Source organism: Colwellia sp. MB3u-55 (genome assembly GCF_014076785.1).
Lineage (GTDB): Bacteria > Pseudomonadota > Gammaproteobacteria > Enterobacterales > Alteromonadaceae > Colwellia_A.
Map to the genome: position 1 here is coordinate 1 of NZ_JACGUS010000076.1, position 20,437 is coordinate 20,437.

General features: G+C 37.0%; 17 protein-coding genes. 7 read left to right on the top strand and 10 right to left on the bottom strand.

From position 1 onward, the window contains the following. The first annotated feature begins 167 nt into the window (after positions 1–167). Complete coding sequence (locus H4J66_RS04050; protein WP_182170928.1) at positions 168–1,841, top strand: DUF342 domain-containing protein; 1,674 nt, start codon at positions 168–170, stop codon at positions 1,839–1,841. 171 nt (positions 1,842–2,012) lie between these two features. On the opposite strand, the gene hflX is transcribed toward H4J66_RS04050, so the two are convergent. After that, positions 2,013–3,365: a GTPase HflX gene (hflX, locus tag H4J66_RS04055; RefSeq protein WP_182170931.1), complete on the bottom strand. Its 1,353-nt coding sequence runs from the start codon at positions 3,363–3,365 to the stop codon at positions 2,013–2,015. Between the two features lie 347 nt (positions 3,366–3,712). Between hflX and H4J66_RS04060 the strand changes: the two genes are divergently transcribed. The 6 genes from H4J66_RS04060 to H4J66_RS04085 all read left to right on the top strand — a co-directional run bounded on the left by H4J66_RS04060 (position 3,713) and on the right by H4J66_RS04085 (position 7,418). Next, a complete protein-coding gene (locus H4J66_RS04060) occupies positions 3,713–4,465 on the top strand; it encodes an ABC transporter substrate-binding protein (protein ID WP_182170934.1) in 753 nt (250 codons plus the stop codon). 223 nt (positions 4,466–4,688) lie between these two features. Beyond that, positions 4,689–4,847, top strand: coding sequence for a hypothetical protein (locus H4J66_RS04065; RefSeq protein WP_182170937.1), 159 nt, complete (start codon positions 4,689–4,691; stop codon positions 4,845–4,847). A 267-nt stretch (positions 4,848–5,114) separates the two neighbouring features. Then, positions 5,115–5,780: a sigma-70 family RNA polymerase sigma factor gene (locus H4J66_RS04070; RefSeq protein ID WP_182170940.1), complete on the top strand. Its 666-nt coding sequence runs from the start codon at positions 5,115–5,117 to the stop codon at positions 5,778–5,780. A gap of 1 nt (position 5,781) precedes the next feature. Beyond that, the gene (locus tag H4J66_RS04075; protein WP_182170943.1) at positions 5,782–6,063 is read left to right on the top strand and encodes an anti-sigma factor; all 282 of its coding nucleotides are present in this window, start codon (positions 5,782–5,784) and stop codon (positions 6,061–6,063) included. Between the two features lie 38 nt (positions 6,064–6,101). Continuing rightward, positions 6,102–6,671 (top strand): hypothetical protein, encoded by a 570-nt coding sequence (locus H4J66_RS04080; protein ID WP_182170946.1) that lies wholly within the window; start codon positions 6,102–6,104, stop codon positions 6,669–6,671. Continuing rightward, positions 6,672–7,418: an NRDE family protein gene (locus H4J66_RS04085; RefSeq protein WP_182170949.1), complete on the top strand. Its 747-nt coding sequence runs from the start codon at positions 6,672–6,674 to the stop codon at positions 7,416–7,418. A 12-nt stretch (positions 7,419–7,430) separates the two neighbouring features. Here H4J66_RS04085 and H4J66_RS04090 read toward each other — a convergent pair whose 3' ends face one another. The 9 genes from H4J66_RS04090 to H4J66_RS04130 form a co-directional block, all read right to left on the bottom strand. After that, positions 7,431–9,224, bottom strand: coding sequence for a lysophospholipid acyltransferase family protein (locus tag H4J66_RS04090; protein WP_182170952.1), 1,794 nt, complete (start codon positions 9,222–9,224; stop codon positions 7,431–7,433). Between the two features lie 419 nt (positions 9,225–9,643). After that, positions 9,644–10,255: a fumarylacetoacetate hydrolase family protein gene (locus H4J66_RS04095; RefSeq protein WP_182170955.1), complete on the bottom strand. Its 612-nt coding sequence runs from the start codon at positions 10,253–10,255 to the stop codon at positions 9,644–9,646. Positions 10,256–10,599: 344 nt separating this feature from the next. Then, positions 10,600–10,767 (bottom strand): hypothetical protein, encoded by a 168-nt coding sequence (locus tag H4J66_RS04100; RefSeq protein ID WP_182170958.1) that lies wholly within the window; start codon positions 10,765–10,767, stop codon positions 10,600–10,602. A gap of 370 nt (positions 10,768–11,137) precedes the next feature. Next, complete coding sequence (locus tag H4J66_RS04105; protein WP_259368667.1) at positions 11,138–11,716, bottom strand: peroxiredoxin family protein; 579 nt, start codon at positions 11,714–11,716, stop codon at positions 11,138–11,140. Positions 11,717–11,817: 101 nt separating this feature from the next. Continuing rightward, entirely contained in the window at positions 11,818–13,353 is a 1,536-nt protein-coding gene (locus H4J66_RS04110) for an amidase (RefSeq protein WP_182170961.1), read from the bottom strand. A gap of 170 nt (positions 13,354–13,523) precedes the next feature. After that, complete coding sequence (locus H4J66_RS04115) at positions 13,524–14,936, bottom strand: MFS transporter (RefSeq protein ID WP_070374398.1); 1,413 nt, start codon at positions 14,934–14,936, stop codon at positions 13,524–13,526. Positions 14,937–14,978: 42 nt separating this feature from the next. After that, positions 14,979–16,958 carry a vanadium-dependent haloperoxidase gene (locus H4J66_RS04120; protein WP_259369055.1) on the bottom strand — a complete coding sequence of 660 codons (1,980 nt, stop codon included), beginning with the start codon at positions 16,956–16,958 and terminating at the stop codon, positions 14,979–14,981. 96 nt (positions 16,959–17,054) lie between these two features. Continuing rightward, the gene (locus H4J66_RS04125; protein ID WP_182170967.1) at positions 17,055–18,779 is read right to left on the bottom strand and encodes a CRTAC1 family protein; all 1,725 of its coding nucleotides are present in this window, start codon (positions 18,777–18,779) and stop codon (positions 17,055–17,057) included. 20 nt (positions 18,780–18,799) lie between these two features. Next, complete coding sequence (locus tag H4J66_RS04130; RefSeq protein ID WP_259368669.1) at positions 18,800–20,389, bottom strand: tryptophan halogenase family protein; 1,590 nt, start codon at positions 20,387–20,389, stop codon at positions 18,800–18,802. Positions 20,390–20,437: the final 48 nt, after the last annotated feature.

Genomic DNA, 20,437 nt, shown 5'->3' on the forward strand with positions numbered 1-20,437 from the left:
AATAAATTCAATGAATAAACTGAATAAACTGAATAAACTGAATTTATTAGTATTCAAATGATAAACAATATTATAGTAATAACCGTAAACACTTTATGTATTAGCAATTAACCTCAATTTTAATGATAAAAATTGATATTAATACAGTCAAAATAAATGAAAAATATATGTGTGATATAAAATTAACACTTCAAAACGAAGATAACGATTTATTAATGACCATCACGCCTGTTAAAGGACAGCCCAAAGCTAACTTAAAAAAACTACAAACAACATTTAAATTATCTACATATTCTACTTTTTTACTGATTGATGGGGCGATGGAGCTATTATTAGCAGAAGTGGCTAAAAGTGATGAGAGTGATGAATCCAAAACGGCGACAGGTACAAGTTCAATCATAGCAAATGCTGTTGATGCGAATTTAAATATCACGTTGGGCCCTGAAAATATGTCAGCTACATTACAGTTTACCGCAGCTTATGGTGGTAAGGCTATTGAAAATGCTGATGTTATTAATGTATTAAAAGAAAACAATATAACCAAGGGTATCATCAAAGAAAACCTCATCAATATTATAAAAGAGGGGCGGCTACTTCAAGGAGGTAAAAGTATATCTACCGAAATAGCAAAAGGAAAAATGAGCAGAAATGGAAAGGATGGTTACATAAAATATTTAGTCGATGACCCCGCAAAGCAAATTAGGTGTCCTAAAAAACTCGAAAATGGCAATGTAGATATGCGTGAATTAGGTAATTTAGTTCATGTAAAAGCAGGTAAAAAATTAGCTAAGCTAATACCACCAACCGATGGTGTTAAAGGCTTTGATGTAACCGGAACGGCTATAGATGCATTACCAGGTGAAACATGTTTTCTAGAGGAGTCTGAAGGTTCGTCTTTTTTAGATGAAAACAATAACATTATTGTTGCTGATATTGATGGTATGCCAAAATATTTAGATAATAGTGTCGCGGTGCACAAGTTACTAGAAATTGAAAATATAGATGTTGGCACCGGAAACATTCGTTTTGATGGCTCTATTTATGTGCAAGGCAATGTTTGTGAAGGTATGCAATTATCCGCCACTGAAGACATTGTTATTGGTGGGTTAGTTGAAACCGCCTCAATTTCTGCTGGCGGTAACATATCAATTGCACTGGGCATTATTGGTCGACAAATATCAAAAAAAAATCAGTTAAAAAACAGTACAGTGATCAAAGCAGATGGAGATATTAGCGCGCAATTTGCACAATATGTCGACATTTGTTGTAAAAAAGATATTTGCATTACACAATATATTTCTCATAGCCAAATTACTGTTGAGGGTGATTTATGGGTGGGTAATATCGCTAATGGCAAAGCGGATGGAAAGTTGTTTGGTACTCGAGTACTCACAGGAGGTTCTGTTCATATAGGCACTCTTGGCTCAGCCTCTGGAGCAATTACCTATTTAAATTTCAATTATTGGCCCAATACTGTCGAAGAATTAAGAATAAGTGCAGATGAAGTAAACTATAAAATAATTAGGCGCTTACCTAGAATATATAAATTATTACAAAAGACTAAGGACCTAGATAACAAAAATACTAAACAGATAGACCGTATTACCCATGCATTAAAGAAGCACTTATACTTATTAGGTAAACTCAATAAAGAATGGCTAGAAAAATCGAATAATATCAATGAGCATTTAGAGGCTTTTGAGCTAGCAGCATATCAGTCAATACTTTCAGGTGTAAATATTGAAGTCGCCAATAAAAACTATGCTTTTAAACGTGACCATGAAGCCACACAGATAAAGTGGCTCGAAAATAAAATCAGTATAGAGCCAATGGTTACTTGATTGATATAACTCAAATGAATTAACCTTCAAACACCATACTGATACATTCGTAAAACCTTAGATTTTTTAAATATTTATCCGTGTATAATGCTAGAACATCAATGACTCAGCAATAAATCACCAAGTTCACCAGAGAAATGGCTCAAATTAATGAACAGAACAGCCATCACTTTATAAGTTCTGCATGCGCTTTTTTAATCTCTCTAAATCAATCGCGTTTGAGCGTACTGTAAGTTTAATGTGACTATACTCATAATCTTCCTTAGTAACACTCATGCTCGATCGAATTTCACCTATGATACCTTTCGCGGTATAAGGAATAATAATCTCATCTTCAATCATATCGTCCTGCGCTGCGTTAACAATATATTTATGCAGCTTAGTGATATCAAGAGAATTTCGAGTAGAGGTGATCATAGCATCAGGAAACTCTTCCATCAGAGCTTGTTGTTGCTCAATACTAAGTTGATCAGATTTGTTGAGTACCAGTAATTTTTTACTGTCTTCAACACCCACTTCTGCCAGTACTTCGTGCACAACATCGAGTTGTGAACGAAAGGAAGCATCAGAAGCATCAACCACATATAAGAGCAACGAAGCATCATGAGCTTCAGCTAAGGTTGAATGGAATGAGGCAACCAAATCATGCGGTAACTTTTTAATAAACCCTACCGTGTCTGACACTAATATCCGTGGTTGTGTGGCTGGGTATAGTGCACGAACGGTGGTATCAAGCGTTGCAAAAAGTTTGTTTTCACCAACAACGTCGCTACCGGTAATCGCTCGCATCATTGATGATTTACCCGCATTGGTATACCCCACCAATGCCACACAAAAAAGCTCAGAACGTTGAGTACGTCGGCCTTTCATTTCATGTTGAACACTGACTAACTCGCGTTTAAGATCGGCTAATTGGTCGCGTACTGCTCGGCGGTTAAGTTCAAGCGTTGTTTCACCAGCACCTTTACCCATCTGACGTTCTTTATCACCACATGATGTTTCACGAAGTCGTGGTGCTACATAATTAAGACGAGCAATTTCAACTTGTAGCTTTGCTGTTTTAGTACGGGCATGACGACTAAATATTTCAATAATAATACCGGTGCGATCAAACACCTCTACACCTAACTGATTTTCGACGTTACGCAGTTGAGATGGACTTAAGTCACAATCAAAGACTACGACATCTGCACAACCAAAGGGCAGGTTTTCTGATGGAATATCTGAAGGTACAGCAGAGATGTCAGTTTCATCGAGTAAATCATCAGCGTCATTCAAGCCTTCAACGACACCCTGGTTACCCGTAAGGTGAGCTATTTCTGCTAATTTTCCCAAGCCCAGTACATTAACTTTCTTAGTCGAACTCTGCTTTTGAGACTGAGTGCCAACGACTTTGAAACCAAGCGTTGTCACTAAGCGCGCAAGCTCTGCAAGTGATTCTGTTGCTTCATCACCTTTAAACTGCGGTGTGCAAATAGAAATAAGTAAAGCGTTAGTAAGTGATGCTTTTGCTGTTAGTTGCATAATTATTTATGTTAGTGCACCTGAAGTGCAAACCTAAGTTTTTATCTAAAGTAGTGTTATCCTACGCTGTTATAGCTAAGCTTTATAGGGTAATGGCAGACTAAATAGCGAGTTTATTTTAGTTGATAAGAAATCACTGAATGATGTCGGTAGCAGATCGCGCGATTAAGAGAATAAACGCGGCTTAGTATGATGCACGCGATTATGATTCACCGCCAACTAAAAGCCTAAAACTTGCTGTAATCTATTAATAAAAGATTAATAATATCAACAGATTTAAATTACCTTATTTACTATTATTTAACTACACTCTTAATCAATGAACAATTAGTTGTGGTGTTATATTCATGTCAAAAATATTAAGTGGCCTACTTTTTACCTATCTACTTTTATTCTCAACGGTGTCAACGGCGCAGCAAGTCATAAAAGTGGGTGTCGGTAACTTTCCTCCTTATTTTATTGAAAAAGGCACACGAGGCTTATTTGTTGAAATCATTGATGAAATATTCAAAGAGCTGCCACAATATGAAGTGCAATACATCCCCATGAGTAATAACCGGATATTACATGAAATTAACTATGGTAAGTCAATTGATGTTGCTTCTAATATTTTTCCCAGTTCAAAAGTAAAAGCCTACTTATCAGAGCCAGTGTTTCGCTTTAGAGATGTAGCAGTTTCGAAAAAGTCAGCTCAGTTAATTATTAATAATATAAGTGACTTGCAAGGAAAGTCTATTGCCGCATACCAAGGAGCCACAGAGCTGCTTGGTGAACAATTTAAGAATATAGCAAAAGAAAATACAAAATATTCAGAGCATGCCCACCCTAAAGATACCACTCTACTGATGCTTTCTGGAGAAAAGGTGATTAGAGTCGGTGATATCAACATATTTTGGTATGATTTAAAGAATAAATATTATAGTGATGAAGCGAGCATAGCCCGTAACAATTTTACCGTACATTATTTATGGCCCTTTACCTACTCTAATATGGCTTTTAAAGACAAGTCACTAAAAGATGTGGTAAATAAAGTGATCAAAGAATTAAAACAAAATGGCTCAATAGAAAAAATTTATGCAAGCCATGAAATGCAAAAGTAAGTTATTGGGAATTATGACGACTCAATAACAATGCTTTATATTACGCAATAGAGACAAAGTAGAGCATCTTATCTTTTAACTTAATTACAGTAATTAGGTACCCGTAAACAATTTTTCCTGTTAACACTTTTTATCTATTAATAGTTAAAGTCCTCGCATAATAAATGTGCTTTGTAGTACTTCTTTTACGATAACTAACTTATCAGAGGTCAATAATTCTTTCATGGGTAAAAGTGCACTTGAGTCTGTTATCGCTTACCAGCCATCATCCCAATGTACCGTAACGGCTGCGACTATTCTCGTGAACATTAATGACAGAAAAAAGGGGGCTGTTGCTAGTGATACCATCAGAAATGTAAACGCTAACTCTAAGCTTCGTTAAGTGTTAACAAATCATTCAAACCTGCACTTTTTTTAGTAGCCGCCCTCAAAATACTGGTACTAAATACATCCTTAAAAAGAGTAGGACTAACCATCAATTTTTTAGTTTTATTTAACAAGGCTAAGGCCTATTAACTGTGTTTTCAATGTTTATTCTTTATCAAAAATGACACTAAAAAAACAGCCATAAAATTAAAGAGTGATTTTCAATTAATTATTCGTTAACTTAGTTAGTAGATGCGCTAAAATTAAAAAGGTTACAACTTTTTTGAAAAAACAATCTTCCGCTACTTTAAGCCAAGATATTGATAAAGAAGATGAACTAGTTGAGGGGCTGATCAATAATAATGCTTTCGCTTACGAGGCATTAGTACGCCAATACAGCGCAAAAATGTATACCCTTGCATGGCGTTTTTTTTCCACTGATGACGATGCACAAGAGTGCTTACAAAAAGCCTTTATTCAAGTTTTTAACAACATCACATCCTTTAAAAAAAATTCAAACCTGTCGACTTGGCTGCACCGTATTACGGTAAATGAAGCGCTAATGATGCTTCGACAAAGAAAAAGGCAAAACACCACTTCAATAGAAACATTTTATCAGCAATACAATGACTATGGAGAGCGTACGCAATTTGCCGATAGTTTAGGCCATAGCTTAAACGATAACCTAAATAATAATATTGAAATGCTATTTGAAAAAGGTGAAACAAAATTATCGCTTAATAATATTATTTACCAACTTCCTGAAAAATATTGTAACGTTTTACTGCTTAGAGACATCCAAGAACTAAGTACCAAAGAAACGGCTGAAATTTTAGCAATATCTGAAGCTTCAGTGAAAACTCAATTACACCGAGCTAGGTTACTTTTAAAAGCTATTTTAGAACAGGAAGACATAAAGAGCGCAGAAAAAAATTGGAAGGTAAACTGATATGTTAATGATTAAACGATTAATAACCCAGCACATGCCAGGTATGTTGACCTGCGAAGAGGTTGACAACTTTCTATATGATTTTCATGACGGTAATTTATCTTACATTGAAAGCTTTAAATTTAAACTGCACTTAAGTATGTGCCCAGAATGCAGAGATTATTTAGAGGGCTACAAAAAAGCCATTCGTCTTTCTCAAGCAGGGTTTATTAGCGCGGAGCAGAGCCCTGAGGTCCCAGAAGATCTTATACAAGCTATCTTAAAGAGTCGAACGTCTAAATAGTTCATTTTATTAATTCTACTATTGGAAATTTAAAAAGAATGATCATCAGTCAATTGGAAATTATTGAACAAGGTCAGTTGTATCTTAATACTGTCTCTAAAAAAAATTATACGCAAATCGTTCAGCCTAACTTTATCAGCTCTGCAGGCACTCATATGCGACATATTATTGATCATTATTTAGCAATAATGTCAGGTATTGAAAATAACTTGATTAACTATGATCTTAGGGTGCGTGGTGGCCAAATAGAGTTGTCTCCTGAACTTGCTATCGCTAAATTAAATGAAATAGCGAATTGGATTCAAGGCATGTCCGAAGACGAACTCAATCAAGCGATAACATTAGCGACAGAAGTCTCGGTAACCAATAAAAATGTGCAAAAACTACAAACCTCTGTTGCTAGAGAATTAGTTTTTGTCGGCAGCCATGCTGTTCATCACTATGCGATGATTGCCCAGATAACTTTTGTTCAAAAAAATGCGCTACAAGCAACCGAGTTACCCCAAGACTTTGGCTTAGCGCCTGCTACTGCAACTTTTTTAAGAGAGTGTAATGAACAACCTACTGATGTAAAAAGTAAAAACAAACTTTTATCTGTGGTTAATTAAATGTGTACCTTAACGTATTTACTCAATGATAATGGTTATGAATTATTTTTCAATCGTGATGAACAACGTTCTCGCTTGTTAGCTACACCCCCTAAATATTATCCAATAAATGGCGCTATTTATCCTGTAGACCCTGTTGGTGCTGGTACCTGGATAGCTGTCAGCAAAAAAGGCTTATCACTCGCTTTATTAAATAATTACCAAGCACCCACAAATAATCACGATAACGTGATCAGTCGTGGGCAACTTATTCTTTCTTTACTGCAAAACCAAACGAGTGTTATTAAGCAATTAGAAACTATGGACCTAAAGGTTTTCCAACCTTTTCAACTGTGCATATTTCCTGAAGATTTATCGATTCAAAAACCCAAAATTCACTGCGTAAAGTGGAATGGTAAACAACTTATTGAGGTAAGCGTAGATGGTAAGGCTGACTTACCAATAACATCATCAAGTCTTGATTTTATTGATGTCAGCCAAATGAGAAAATATCGCTTTGAACAGTCCGTTAATGGTAACGAATCATTATCAAATCAACACAAAGACTTTCATTTTTCAACAGAAAAAGACGGTAAGTATGCGGTTAATATGCAAAGAGAAGATGCGAGAACAGTCAGCATCTCTCACTTATCAATAAAAAATCATTTCGCTAAAGAAAGTGAAATTTGTTTTGAGTACTTTGATAATGTTGTACAAAAATCTCACACAGTTTTGTCTCCAAAAGAAGAGAGTATTGAATTCGCTTAATATTTATTATTCTCAAATGGCACTTAGCTCATCACTTTTATCATAATTTATATACGCGGTTTTAGATGAACCTAAATAAAGTTTTAATAGCTTGTCAGGTGCAGCTGGTAAATTAACACTAAGCAACAAGCCTGGCGTGTCATTGAAATTAACATCTATGCCCGTGCAATGAAATTTAGCCCCTAACTTATAATATTGTTTCAATAATACCGGGACATCTTTACCGTCTTCTTCGATGCCCATCACTAAGGCCGACAACTGATTTAACGAGACAGGTGCTGCACTAATAAAGTCTTTTACTTCTGGATGAAGTTGCCCGGCAAAGGATTTTTTAGCGCTAACGCCCTCTTTATCTGTCACCATAATTTCATCAATTAAGGCAACTGAGCGAGGATCATATAGTTTACTTAATGATACCGTGCCATACAATGTTCGGTAATGTGGGTTTTGACAGACAAAAGCGCCAATGCCTTTCCATAATAACAATAAGCCATGAAAACTGTTTTGGTGCGCAGCAATGATAAATGAGCGGCCCATTTCTAAACAAGGTTGTTGTTGATTAATAAACTCAGGCGCAAAATCAAACATTTGCGCAAGATAAAGTTGTGATACATCGCCATTGTTTTGTAAAAGGTCGGTCTGTCCTATTCGATAGGCACCAATAATCTCTTCATTTTTATGATCAAAAATAAATAAATGCATGTACGTTGCATCAAATTTATCGGTATCGCACGCTTCACCACTCCCTTCATCTAAAGTTCTAAACGTTATTTCTCGTAATCGAGTGATTTCTTCTACACAATGCGGAATTTGTTGTTGATAACCATAATAGACAGAAAATGACTTAAAATCTAATAAGTGTTGTATTTCAGGCAGTTGAGCAAGCTCTTTTATCATTAATTTTTTATCCACCATAGGAATAACCGCTTCAAATGATGTTCTTTGCTCATGCTCAAGCCAAGGGCTAAAATAGTTATCATCATTTAAATAGCATTGTAAGCGGACAAAATCATTCATTCTTTTAGTACCATTAAATTCATTAAGTTGCTTTATGGTGAGCAGATTATTGGTTTTTAAAGCGATGTTATGTGCTTGTAATTTAAACATTTCATGCGCTAACATTAGTAGTCGAAAACGATAATAAACTCTACCCATATTATGAAAAAGCTTGCTATTAGCACCTGATATAAAAACAGGTAAGATAGGCGAGTCTGTTTTTGTGGCAAGCTTAATTGCGAGTCGATTCCAATCAGCATCGGCAATTCGTTGTTTATCCGCTTGAAAAAAAGAAACACGCCCTGCAGGAAATATGACTAACAAGCCATCTTTTTCGAGATGTCGAAAACATTGTTTTATTGCTAAGCCATTGATCAAAGCTTTAGGCTTTAGTGGATTAGCAAAGATAAAGTAATCTTTAATTTCTTTAAATATTGTTAAACCGACGTTTGCCATGACCTTAGTATCAGCACGAACTTCGGTTAATAAGTGCGCAACAATAACCCCTTCAATCATGCCATAAGGATGGTTACAGACAATAATACAACGGCCACGTTGCGGTATTTTTGCCAAAACACCATCAACACCAGAAACCTGAACACCTAAACCATCGAGTAATTTTTGTGAAAATTCTTGTTTGTTTAATCCAGATAATTCACAAGACTCATAAACCCTGCGCAGTTTACTTATCCCTAATAACTTATCCCAAAAAGGCCCGGTAATTTTCAGCAGTGTTCCCAACAATGTATTAGGCGCCATAGCAGCAAGGCGTAAGTCTGAATAAGGTTTTTTTAGTGGTTCATTGTTCATAAAGTCTTCAGTTATAGGGAAATGATTAGATTAACGCGATCAAAGGGATTCCCCGTTAACTCTCGATACTATTTTAGATGTTACACACAAGATAAAGGTTACAAGTTTGACAAAAAAATAAAGCACTAATAATATTTTTATCACACAAAGGCTAAATTTATCAATTAGAGCTATAACACGCTTGTATTTAGCCTATGCCCCACCCCCTCGACAAAGGTATATAGTCTTTAAGTGCATTACGGGTACTTGTAACTTAAGTGCTTGATAAAATTAAGTTAACGATGATCATTATCTCGCATATTCTTGCTGAATTAATTTCATAAAACGTGCATTTTACTTAATTTTAACTAAGGTTATAAAACAGGTAATAATACTGACACGCTAAGTTTAATGGCCCTTTTTATCTAGCGCCTGTAAAGTTATTGAACAAGCCAAGATTGTTCAATAATAATTTCTTCATTTTTATATATTTTAGCGGTAAATAACTGCCCCGAATTGATAATGCCCACACCTTTAGGCGTGCCAGTCATAATAATATCTCCATCTTCAAGGGGTAAGAAACTTTGTATATCAGTGATTAACATTTCAGGTTTGTTAATCATCAGTGGGTAATTAGCGAATTGTATAAGAAGGTTATCTATAAATAACTCCATCTTATAACTTTTATAATCACCATCACAGTTAACAAAGTTGCTAAATACGGCCGATTTATCAAAAGCTTTAGCTCGCTCCCAAGGTAGACCTTTTGATTTAAGTACATTTTGAAGTTTTCTTTTTGTCAGATCTAAGCCAAAGCCTATACCAGAGATTTTATTGTTCTTAATAATAAAACTGATCTCACCTTCATAGTGTATTTCATCAGATTGATGGTTTTCTATCTCATTAGAGATGGCGGAGTTAGGCTTAATAAAAACGACCGGCTCTGCGGGAACTTCATTGTTTAGTTCTTCAATATGCTCGACGTAATTTCGGCCAATGCAGACAACCTTTGAAGGGATAAAGTCGAGACCATCATGCTTAACACTGTTCATTTATGCTGTTCCTTTGTCTTAATTCGTTAACTTAATCTTTATTAATATCAGTTAACGAAGCCATCGGCTAGAGAATAGCTAAGTAAAACACCCTAGCATCAAAATCGTAACATAGGATAACTTAATCATTTATTGATATTGTAGATAAATATAATTTAATAAATCTTGAAAGAAATTGCAAAAAATCTTGTAGCTAGATTAGCCAAATCGGATAAATCAGGGGAGTGAATAATTGAAGTGAAGTAAAAGTAGCAATTTAGCCGAAGCTTAGTGGTTATACCGCTAAGATTCGACTTTAATCATTCCCTCAATTCATGGTGTTGAATTGAGGGTTTATCTTGTTATTAAGCTTGGTATATCCATTCTAAAAAACATTTAGAATCGGTGTTATTGCCAAACTTGATTAACTTAGTACCATTTTGATCGTTAACAACAACATTATGTTTGTTAACTGAAATGAAATTAATAGGTGATTTAATTGAATAAATCATTCCTTTATATGTATAAGACATAATAAAACTCTTTAATTTGCGCTGCTGCGCATTAATAATAAAAGCCATATTACTGTGTGAAAACGTTTAGATATTTATAAATATCTGATCAAGAAATAATGGATCTTGATAACCTCAGACAACAATTTAGGCTTAGTAATTTGAGTGATGACTGACTGTGAAAGGGAAAGACATAACATTGATTATCACAAGTACTAATAACAAGGGATAATAGGTTAAATAAACGAGAGGGGGATAATTAACAAGACAATTATAAACAGCTTAAACGTGAAAGTAAACATTTTTTTCAATTATTATCTATTTATTATTGTTTAGCCTCTATTTCTTAAATTTTAAAAAGTAGAGGCTTAATACTATGAAAATCTATCGCTTATTTGATGGTACTTAACTGCTGGTATAAATCGACAAACTTTACACGCTTGCGATAACCTTCAAAAAAGTATTTATAATCGATAGTCCCTGCGGGGTTAATAATCACAACACCAGGATAAGGAATACCATAATTATCATCGCCCATTTGGTAATCTTTATTGAGAATACCATAGGCTTTTACCGTCGCCGCCGCTTGATCTGACAACAAAGGATAGGTTAATTGATGCGCTTTAGAGAAACCATTTAAGATGTCAGTACTGTCATAAGAAATAGCAGCAACACCGTAACCTAACGCTTTAAATTTATCAGCATATTCATTGAATTCAATTAAGTGGCGTTTACAAAAGGGACACCAGTCAGCTGAACGAAAAAATAAGATGATCAATCCTTTTTCCGCGGTTAGGTCAGTAATGTTAACCACTGATTTTTTTATATCTGTTACTGTTAAAGCCGGTGCTTTATCACCCACTTTAGGCCCAACGTTTATTGAAGTCTGCTCGGCAAAAGCGTTATTAATAAAAAGCATCGAGAAAAGCAAAGTGACAATGACAGGTATATATTTTTTGTTATCAACCATAATTTTAAACTCTTAGATGAAGTAAATGTTTGTACTAAAAATATAGACCGTACATTTGCATTATTTACTTCATCTATTTGTTATTAATTTACCAGAGATAATTACTGTAGTTTTGGCGCAACGCGATGTTGAGTCGCTTGTTCATAACCAAAAGCAGCTTCAATCAAGATACCTTCTTGTAACTTGCCAGAAAACATTGATAACCCAACAGGTAAGCCATGTACATAGCCCATAGGTAGCGTAATATGAGGGTAACCTGATATTGCCGCAGCAGAAGATGCAGCACCTAAATAATGGTCGCCATTAACCCAATCAATTTTCCACGCGGGTCCTGTAGTTGGGGCAATAATCATATCAAGATTGTGCTTTTCAAGTAACGCATCAATACCTGCTTGTTGTGTTAAACGTTTCGCTTTAGCGAGTGCATCAAGATAAACTTTATCAGTAATATCCCCTTTAGCTTGTGCCATCAAAAATATTTCTTGTCCAAAATATTTCATTTCAACATCAGCATTTATTTTATTGAATTCAATCATTTCACTGAGTGATTTGGGCATGCCTGGTGCTGTTTTTGAAAGATACTTATTGAGCTCGTCTTTAAATTCATAAAGCAGCACTTCAAATTCAGCATCGCCCCACTGATCTTTGTTTTCAAAATTAACGTCGTCTACGATCACCGCACCTTGGCTTTTAAGGTCTTGCACTGCCTGACTAAAAACATTGTCTAGCCCTTGATGATAACCCATTAGATTTCGAGCAATACCGATACGCTTACCTTTAAGACCATCAAGCTTTAAGTGTGAGAGGTAATCTATCGTTGAAGACATTACATCTTGATCACTTGGGTCTGCTTTTACCATTGCCGCTAACAAAATAACCGCATCGGTTACATTCCTCGCCATAGGACCCGCTGTATCTTGGCTATGCGCAATGGGGATAATACCGTCGCGGCTAACGGTACCTAAGGTTGGTTTTATTCCAACAACACCATTTATTGCCGCTGGACAAGTCACTGAACCATCAGTTTCAGTACCAATTGTTACCGTAGCAAAGTGAGCCGCTGCAGCAATACCAGAACCTGAACTAGAGCCACAAGGACTAGTTGTTATATCGTAAGGGTTTTTACTTTGTCCATATAAACCGCTCCAACCACTTGATGAAGCAGTTGAGCGAAAGTTTGCCCATTCACTTAGATTGGTTTTTCCTAAGATAATCGCGCCAGCTTCTTTGAGTTGCTTAACCAAAAAAGCATCATCATCTGGAAAATTATTGGCTAAAGCAGTTGAACCTGCTGTGTTTGCCATACCATCAGTAGTATCTATATTGTCTTTAAGCAGAATAGGAATACCATGCAAGCTGCCTTTAAAGCCATTTTTAAGGAAATAAAGGTCAAGTGCTTTAGCTTGCTTGAGGGCATTTTTATTTAATTGCACCACTGAATTTAGCGTCATTCCTTTGTCATCATATGTCGCAATGCGTTTTAAATAGAATTGCACCAATTGTTCGCTGGTTAATTGTTTACTTTGCATTTGCTGATGAATGTCGTTAATGGTGGTATTTTCATTAATATCGGCACGAACATTAAAAGCCATTACAGAGCAAAAAAATAATAAAGCTAGCGGTTGAAAAAATTTCATCTTAATTCCTAAAGTATAACGTTGCACATTTTATAATTTAAATTGGGGGCACTTGTCTATAGAGGGCTAATAATTAAACGAAAAGAATCTTTAATTGCTGTTATTAAATCGATACAAAAAACGATAAGTCTTTTAATACTTATCGTTTTATAAGCTTATCTTTGTCTGAATTAAGCTTTTGAATGTTCCTGTACTTTCGTCCAAGCCAACGCTGAAATAGCGAGTGCAATAGCACTAATTTGAAACACTACACTTTTATCGGCAACTTTACTGATGAATAAACCAATCGCTAAGCTGACTAACAACTGTGGTAATACAACAGACAAGTTGAATAGGCCCATATATAAGCCCATACGAGACTGTTCAACCTTTTCAGACATAATGGCAAACGGTAAACTAATAATAGCAGACCAACCAATTCCTAATAGCGCCATAAGTAAGTAAAGCACTTCTTTTACATCTCCAAACATGACGACTAATCCATAACCAACAGCCATACTGGCGATGCAATAGGTATGGGTTTTGACTCGTCCTATTTTTTTAGCGATCGGTTCAAGCACAAATGCCGGTAATAAAGCAGACACTGCACTTAAAATAAGAAAACTCATCGCGATAACTTTGCCTAAATCATCGTCTGACAAACTTGGCATTTTGTCTTGAAGAAAAGCAATAATAAAAACAAACATCGTTTGTACGCCAATCCAACTGAAGGAATGAGCGGCTAATACTTTTCTAAAACCAATGCTATTATCACTGCGACTCTCTTTAGCAAATAAAGTAATAACAACAAAATACAAGGTAATGATTGCCGCAATAACTTCAGCCCAGTAATGATCGGTTTTTATACCTGATATTTGTAAAGCCATTGCATAAATATCGTAAATAATGAAGCCCCACAAGGGTTTTATATTCATCAATACCATTGTAAACGAAACTTTCTCTTGAACAACATCGCGTTGACTTACTAATAATTCTTTGGGCTCACTAATAAAAAAAGGTGCTAATATTGATAGAAAAAACACTAATCCTGCGCCTAAATAAATAAGTATAAAGTTCCCCCACGTAGCACCAACCGCATAAGCCAATACACCAAAAGAGCCTGATACCGTTTGCATCCAGGTATAACCTTTAGTGCGAGCATCACCTTCAGGGGTTACATCCGCGATAATGGCACGTGTTGGATTAAAACTAATATTTATCGATAAATCTAAGGTTAACGCAACAGCAATCGCTACGCCGAGCAATCCTGAGATGCCAAGTGATGAAGAAACAATATCAATATTGGGTAAAGCCAATAACATCATAGCGGCTAACACACCACCGATGAGGATAAACGGACGGCGACGGCCATTCCAAAACCAAACATTATCACTAATAATACCAACTATAACTTGTCCTAAAATCCCCGCAATAGGTCCTGCGGCCCACACTAAGCCAACCTGATGAATATCAAGACCGTATTGAGTAGTTAATATCCAGCTAAGCGCTGATATCTGTACTGATAAAGCAAACCCCATCGCTGTTGCGGGTAGGCTCAATAGCATATAGAAAGATTTACTAAGGTTTTTTTGAATGGCCAACATTTTTTATTATTCTCTTTTTATTATTTGCAGTCGCATTAAAGGTTATTGATTAAAATAGTCTTGTACAAATTCAAAACTATTTTTACCTATTTTCTCACCAATTAAGCGACCGGTAATATCATCGGCAGGTGGATGAATACCTCCCCAAATACGTGACAGACTACATTGATCAGAAGCATCTTGATAAGTCGCCCATTGCAGGGTCATATTGACACTTGGCCCTTGTTCAAAAACTAAAAACTCATTGGCAACGACGTCAAATTCGCTCATTCCGCCAGGGAAGTATCGTGAACCTGTCATTGCGGTCATTAATTCGGCAGCGGCTCTAGAATAAGTAGAATGCCCAGATACATAACCGGCAAAAGGTGGGGTTACAAAAGAAGGACGCTGATAAGGCCACCAATTATCAGCTAAGATCCAATCAACACCGGCTTTATCAGTAGCGGGGTTGTTAATGTAATCGGGGCCTTTCCAGCCATAAATTTTAATTTTTCCAACATTTTGCTTATTGTCCCCTGCTAATGCATCGTTCGCTCCAACAAGTTCGATGTAACCATCAACAAGAAGAATTCCGTTAAGGTGATAAGAAGGTAACTGCTCATCGCTACTTTGTCCTAGGTCGGCCATTGCACGAATGGCTGAAACAGGTCGAATATAATCGTAGCGCCCCTTGATTCCCCAAGCTGCGATTGCCGCGTCATGCATAGTGCCCCCCATGGCAAAGTAGCTTTTTATATCCCATTCTAAATGACCTAATATTTCGCCAGTACCCGCCCAACGTTTTTCAAGTAAATTATGGTCGCTAACGGTATTTAGGATGACAAACCAGTGACCCGGCGGTGTTTCAGATTCAGGACCGTCTGCCCAGAACTCGGCGAGTACTCGGCCATAGTCACCACGAGGCACTATCTGCTCTTGGTAAGGTTGGCTAGTTACTGGGTTAAGGGTATAACCGGCACTAGTATCTCCACCGTTAAGTTGATTATAAAACTCATTATATTGAGAAAAAGTTGTTGGAAAGCTATTAATGTTACCGATACTTTTTGGCGATATATCCCATTCAACACCATCGTTCTCATCTAAATGAGCTGACCATATCGCGACTAACGAAAAGCCCCACTTATATAAATCCGCTGTATCTGAACCTATTAACGGCGGCATCCCTGGATCATGATAAACCTGATAGTCAAATCCATCACGGGTAAAAACAGTTTTGTCATTTGCAGATAAAGAAAATGGAACAACTTGTCCCCATTCTGGGCTTAGAAATTCAGGCATATCGTCAACAGGGTTTCCTGCTTGATCAATATATCCCTGAATAGAGAGGGGTTGCCAGCGATTTAAGTCAACAATAGTCGGGTTACCCGACTGGCCAGTTCCCAAAGCTAACACAGGGTTAACCGATTGGTAATGGCGATTACTGTAAAATTGTTGTTCGTTAGCGCCATCTTGTAAGCCAAAATTGATATAGCATTGGGCGATAGCATTACCAAGAGCTGCAGCTGAACCATTAGCATAGTCTACAGAAGTATCATCAACATCAAAGCCTAAGCGCGTCATTAAAGCATCGGCTGTGGCAATAATATTATTGGCTCCAGGTGATAAGCGAAAACGATGTTTGATCATTTTATAACTGGCGAAACTTATCGCTTGCTCTTGAAAAGGAATAATGTCGATTGGCAAATCAACGGATTGTGCAAGACAATTAAACCCAGCAACATTATTGCCCCATAAAAAAGGCTTCACTTGCGGGCGATAAACAGACCAAGCGTCGAACATTGCTGATGAAATATGAAATAAATTTCGAGCATGTACTGTAGGGCGCGCATAGTCATTTCGTATTGCATGCAGTAAAACTTCATTCCACTGTCTTGCAACTGACTGTCCACTTCGCTCAGGTGTTATTGTTATTGGCGCGGCAACAATCACTTCATTTTTACTGCTTGAACTTGAACCACCACAAGCCGTTAATAATAATGGGCTTAACATGAGTGGCAGGATAATTTTTTTTATTATTTTCATTTTGCTCGACTTAATCATAAGGTCTACTTATTATTTTTATACTTATTTTGATTCTAACAATGATTGGCTCGCGACTAAATAATTAGTCAATAGCGTCTAAATACGCTCGATAGTTACAAATTTATTGACCGCTACTTGAGTGATCACTGACTCTTCGCCATCAGGCCACACAACACGTATACGGGTTATTATTGACGATTTACCTAAACCAAAGTGTGCTTCAACCGGATTTTGTGAGACATAATTTGTTCCTGATTTTAATTCCCGCATTTGACGAATATCACCACTACTGACATATATCCTTGCCCCTAGGGCCTGTGAATTACTGGTTGCATCAACCAATTTGATATTGATAAAGTTATTCTGCCCCGTCTTACTGCCGCCATTATTACAAAACAACTTAGGTGGCTCATCATGGTTAGCAATATAAATATCTTGATCACCGTCTTTGTCATAATCAAAACATACTAAGCCTCGCCCCATCGACTTGTCATCAATACCGACATCGATGGATGACTCTTTAAAAGTACCATCGCCATTAGCAAGAAAGAGTCGAGAAGGGTCGTCTAAAAACATTTTTTCAATATTTTCGCCATACATACCATTAACAACAAATAAATCTTGTAAGCCATCGTTATTAAAATCACTAAAACAAGTCGCCCATGCCCAAGAGCTATGACGAACACCAAGCTCATCTGTTTTATCAAGAAAAGTGCCATCGCCCTGATTCTGATAAAAGCGATTGCCCGGAGACAGCCAACCTAACTTTGCCGGTTCGTCTCGATAAGATATTGCGCTAACAAACCAGTCTAAGTCGCCATCATTGTCGTAGTCCGCTACTGCTGAGCCCATGCCGGTATTATCTGTTATCACTTCATGGTCAGTGATATCGGTAAACGTGCCATCTTTATTGTTTTTGTAAAGACGGGTTTGCGCATAATCTGTCACTAAGAGTAGGTCAACCCAACCATCGTTATTAATATCAGAGAATGTTGCGGTTAAGGTTTTATCGGCATTACTGGTATTTTTTATACCGGCTTCAAAGGTGACATCTGAAAAGGTTGAATCGCCATTATTCCGCCAAAAATAGGCAAAGTAACCGCTACGTTCTTCGGTCCAATGAGGAACAAACAAATCAAGGTCACCATCTTTATCGTAGTCAGCCCAAGTGCCTGAAAAATTATTACCCGGCAGTACCAGACCTGAGCTTTCAGTAATGTCTAGGTATTGTTCATTTCCTTGATTAACATAAAGCTTTGCCGCATCGCCACCGACACCACCAACAAATAAATCTAATAAGCCGTCACCATTAAAATCACCAAAAGCAGGACCACTGCCTTTATTTTTTTGAGCAACACCTGAAAAGCTAGCTCGGTCAGTAAAGGTACCATCACCTTGATTTTTTAATAAAACATTGGCTTGCCCTTCACCACCTATCGCGTATAAATCTACCCAGCCATCATTGTCAAAATCACCTGCAGCCACACCACCAGACATACCTAATACGCCATCACCATCGGGCATTGAATGGCTAAAGGTAATACCCGCTTGTTGAGAGATTTCCGAAAACTGTAATGATTGCGCACTATTTTCAACGCCATGGCACTGATGACTAGCGCTGCCAATGGCAGCCAGCTCGGTAACCTTTGCAGCAATACCCGCAACTTGTGGCCCAATTAAAACAGGTGCTTCAACACCTGTTTTCTCAACAGGCTTATCGTTACTCGCGCTTCCACCACCACAACCTGATAGCGCAGTAAGTGTGAAACTTAATAAGAAAAGCAAGGGGAAAGCGTAAAGTGATGATCGCGTGTTTTTCATATGAATACCTATCAATAACTTTATTTATTAATGAGCTTGTCATTAATAAACTGTTGGTGATCAGCAAAATTTACTGAACAGCGTTGAATAAACTGGTCTATATGCGCTAAGTCATATTTATGTGCTGCGTCAAGAGCCTGCTCGCCAAATTTTTCGGCGAGTCGTTTGTCTTGTGACAACTCAGGAAAAATACCGTAACCAGCAAGGATAGCATGCCAAGAAACTGGCGGGTAAAAACTCACCATACCCGGTTGAACTAAGGCTTTGTTTAAATCATCACCCGCGACCCAGCACTGTACTATTTTCTTTAAATTGTTAGAAATATTGGGATTTATGCTATTTTTTCGCCAGTACTCGGTGTCGTCACGCGAACTTAAGCGATAATGAGCGACAATATAATCGCGGATGCCATCAAAACGATGATTCATTTTTTCATTAAATCTATCTTGATAAATATTGCTGTATTCACCAAGAGAAAAATCATCAATAAAACCTTCAATACTCTCTTGGACAAAATGTAAAGCAGTCGCTTCAAGGGGCTCAATAAAGCCTTGCGACAGGCCAATAGCGACACAGTTTTTGTGCCAATGTTGTTTAACTCGCCCTACTTTCATTTTTAAGTGACGAACGTCAATGGCTTCATCGACCAATGAAAGTTTTTCTCGTAACTCAAGCTCTGCTTGTTCGCCAGTGCAGTGCTTCGAACTATAAACATAGCCATTTCCAGTGCGGTTAGTTAGCGGAATATCCCACGCCCAACCACATTTCATCGCAGTAGCAATAGTTTGTGAGTTAAGACCTTGCTGAGCGTTTTCATCTCTTGCTACAGAGATGGTCACAGCACTGTCATTAAATAAGTTATCTTTAAAACTGATAAAAGGTACTTTTAATGTTTTTTGTAAAAGTAGGCTGTTAAAGCCTGAGCAATCAACAAAAAAATCACCGGCAATGACCTCGCCGTTATCAAGTGTTAACGATTGAATGTCGCCAGCATCATTTACGTTTACCTCATCAACTTGCGCCAAAATATGCTTAACACCTTTTTTCTGCGCAACTTTTCCTAAAAACTTCCCCAATAAAATGGCATCAAAGTGATAGCCATAGCCAATATCGAAAGGAAAATTATATTCGCCAACCGCAGATTTTTTTTGTTTAGCTAATTGTGCAGACAAAAAGAAACGATCGGGATGACAATCGACGTTAAAGCCTTTACGACGATAGTGAGTGTTATAGACAAAGGCAGGAGCCGTATGGGCATCGATAAGCGAAGTAAAAGGATGAAAATAACTTTCAAAACCTACTCGTGTTGACCAGCCATTGAATAATATGCCATTTTTATAGGTCGCATTGCATTGCGGCATCCACTGTTTTTCGGTTACACCTATTTTGTCAAAGAAACTTTTTAATTGTGGTGTAGAGCCTTCACCAACACCAATAACACCAAGCGAAGGAGATTCAATTAACGTTATTGAAACGGGGTAGTTTTGCCACTTTTTAGCCATTAAATTAGCGGTCATCCAACCTGCAGTACCACCACCTAAAATCACCATATTAAGTTTTTTTGGGGAAGTGCTTTCTGCTGTTTTATCTGGGTAGGCTGAATTTATCATTAATTTTTACTGCTTAAAAAATTACCATGACTATCGACAAATAAAAAA

Bases quoted from the DNA above. Each gene is read 5' to 3' on its own strand.
- H4J66_RS04050 (WP_182170928.1), top strand. From the start codon at position 168: ATGTGTGATATAAAATTAACACTTCAAAACGAAGATAACGATTTATTA.
- hflX (WP_182170931.1), bottom strand. From the start codon at position 3,365: ATGCAACTAACAGCAAAAGCATCACTTACTAACGCTTTACTTATTTCT.
- H4J66_RS04060 (WP_182170934.1), top strand. From the start codon at position 3,713: ATGTCAAAAATATTAAGTGGCCTACTTTTTACCTATCTACTTTTATTC.
- H4J66_RS04065 (WP_182170937.1), top strand. From the start codon at position 4,689: ATGGGTAAAAGTGCACTTGAGTCTGTTATCGCTTACCAGCCATCATCC.
- H4J66_RS04075 (WP_182170943.1), top strand. From the start codon at position 5,782: ATGTTAATGATTAAACGATTAATAACCCAGCACATGCCAGGTATGTTG.
- H4J66_RS04080 (WP_182170946.1), top strand. From the start codon at position 6,102: ATGATCATCAGTCAATTGGAAATTATTGAACAAGGTCAGTTGTATCTT.
- H4J66_RS04085 (WP_182170949.1), top strand. From the start codon at position 6,672: ATGTGTACCTTAACGTATTTACTCAATGATAATGGTTATGAATTATTT.
- H4J66_RS04090 (WP_182170952.1), bottom strand. From the start codon at position 9,224: ATGAACAATGAACCACTAAAAAAACCTTATTCAGACTTACGCCTTGCT.
- H4J66_RS04095 (WP_182170955.1), bottom strand. From the start codon at position 10,255: ATGAACAGTGTTAAGCATGATGGTCTCGACTTTATCCCTTCAAAGGTT.
- H4J66_RS04100 (WP_182170958.1), bottom strand. From the start codon at position 10,767: ATGTCTTATACATATAAAGGAATGATTTATTCAATTAAATCACCTATT.
- H4J66_RS04105 (WP_259368667.1), bottom strand. From the start codon at position 11,716: ATGGTTGATAACAAAAAATATATACCTGTCATTGTCACTTTGCTTTTC.
- H4J66_RS04110 (WP_182170961.1), bottom strand. From the start codon at position 13,353: ATGAAATTTTTTCAACCGCTAGCTTTATTATTTTTTTGCTCTGTAATG.
- H4J66_RS04115 (WP_070374398.1), bottom strand. From the start codon at position 14,936: ATGTTGGCCATTCAAAAAAACCTTAGTAAATCTTTCTATATGCTATTG.
- H4J66_RS04120 (WP_259369055.1), bottom strand. From the start codon at position 16,958: ATGAAAATAATAAAAAAAATTATCCTGCCACTCATGTTAAGCCCATTA.
- H4J66_RS04125 (WP_182170967.1), bottom strand. From the start codon at position 18,779: ATGAAAAACACGCGATCATCACTTTACGCTTTCCCCTTGCTTTTCTTA.
- H4J66_RS04130 (WP_259368669.1), bottom strand. From the start codon at position 20,389: ATGATAAATTCAGCCTACCCAGATAAAACAGCAGAAAGCACTTCCCCA.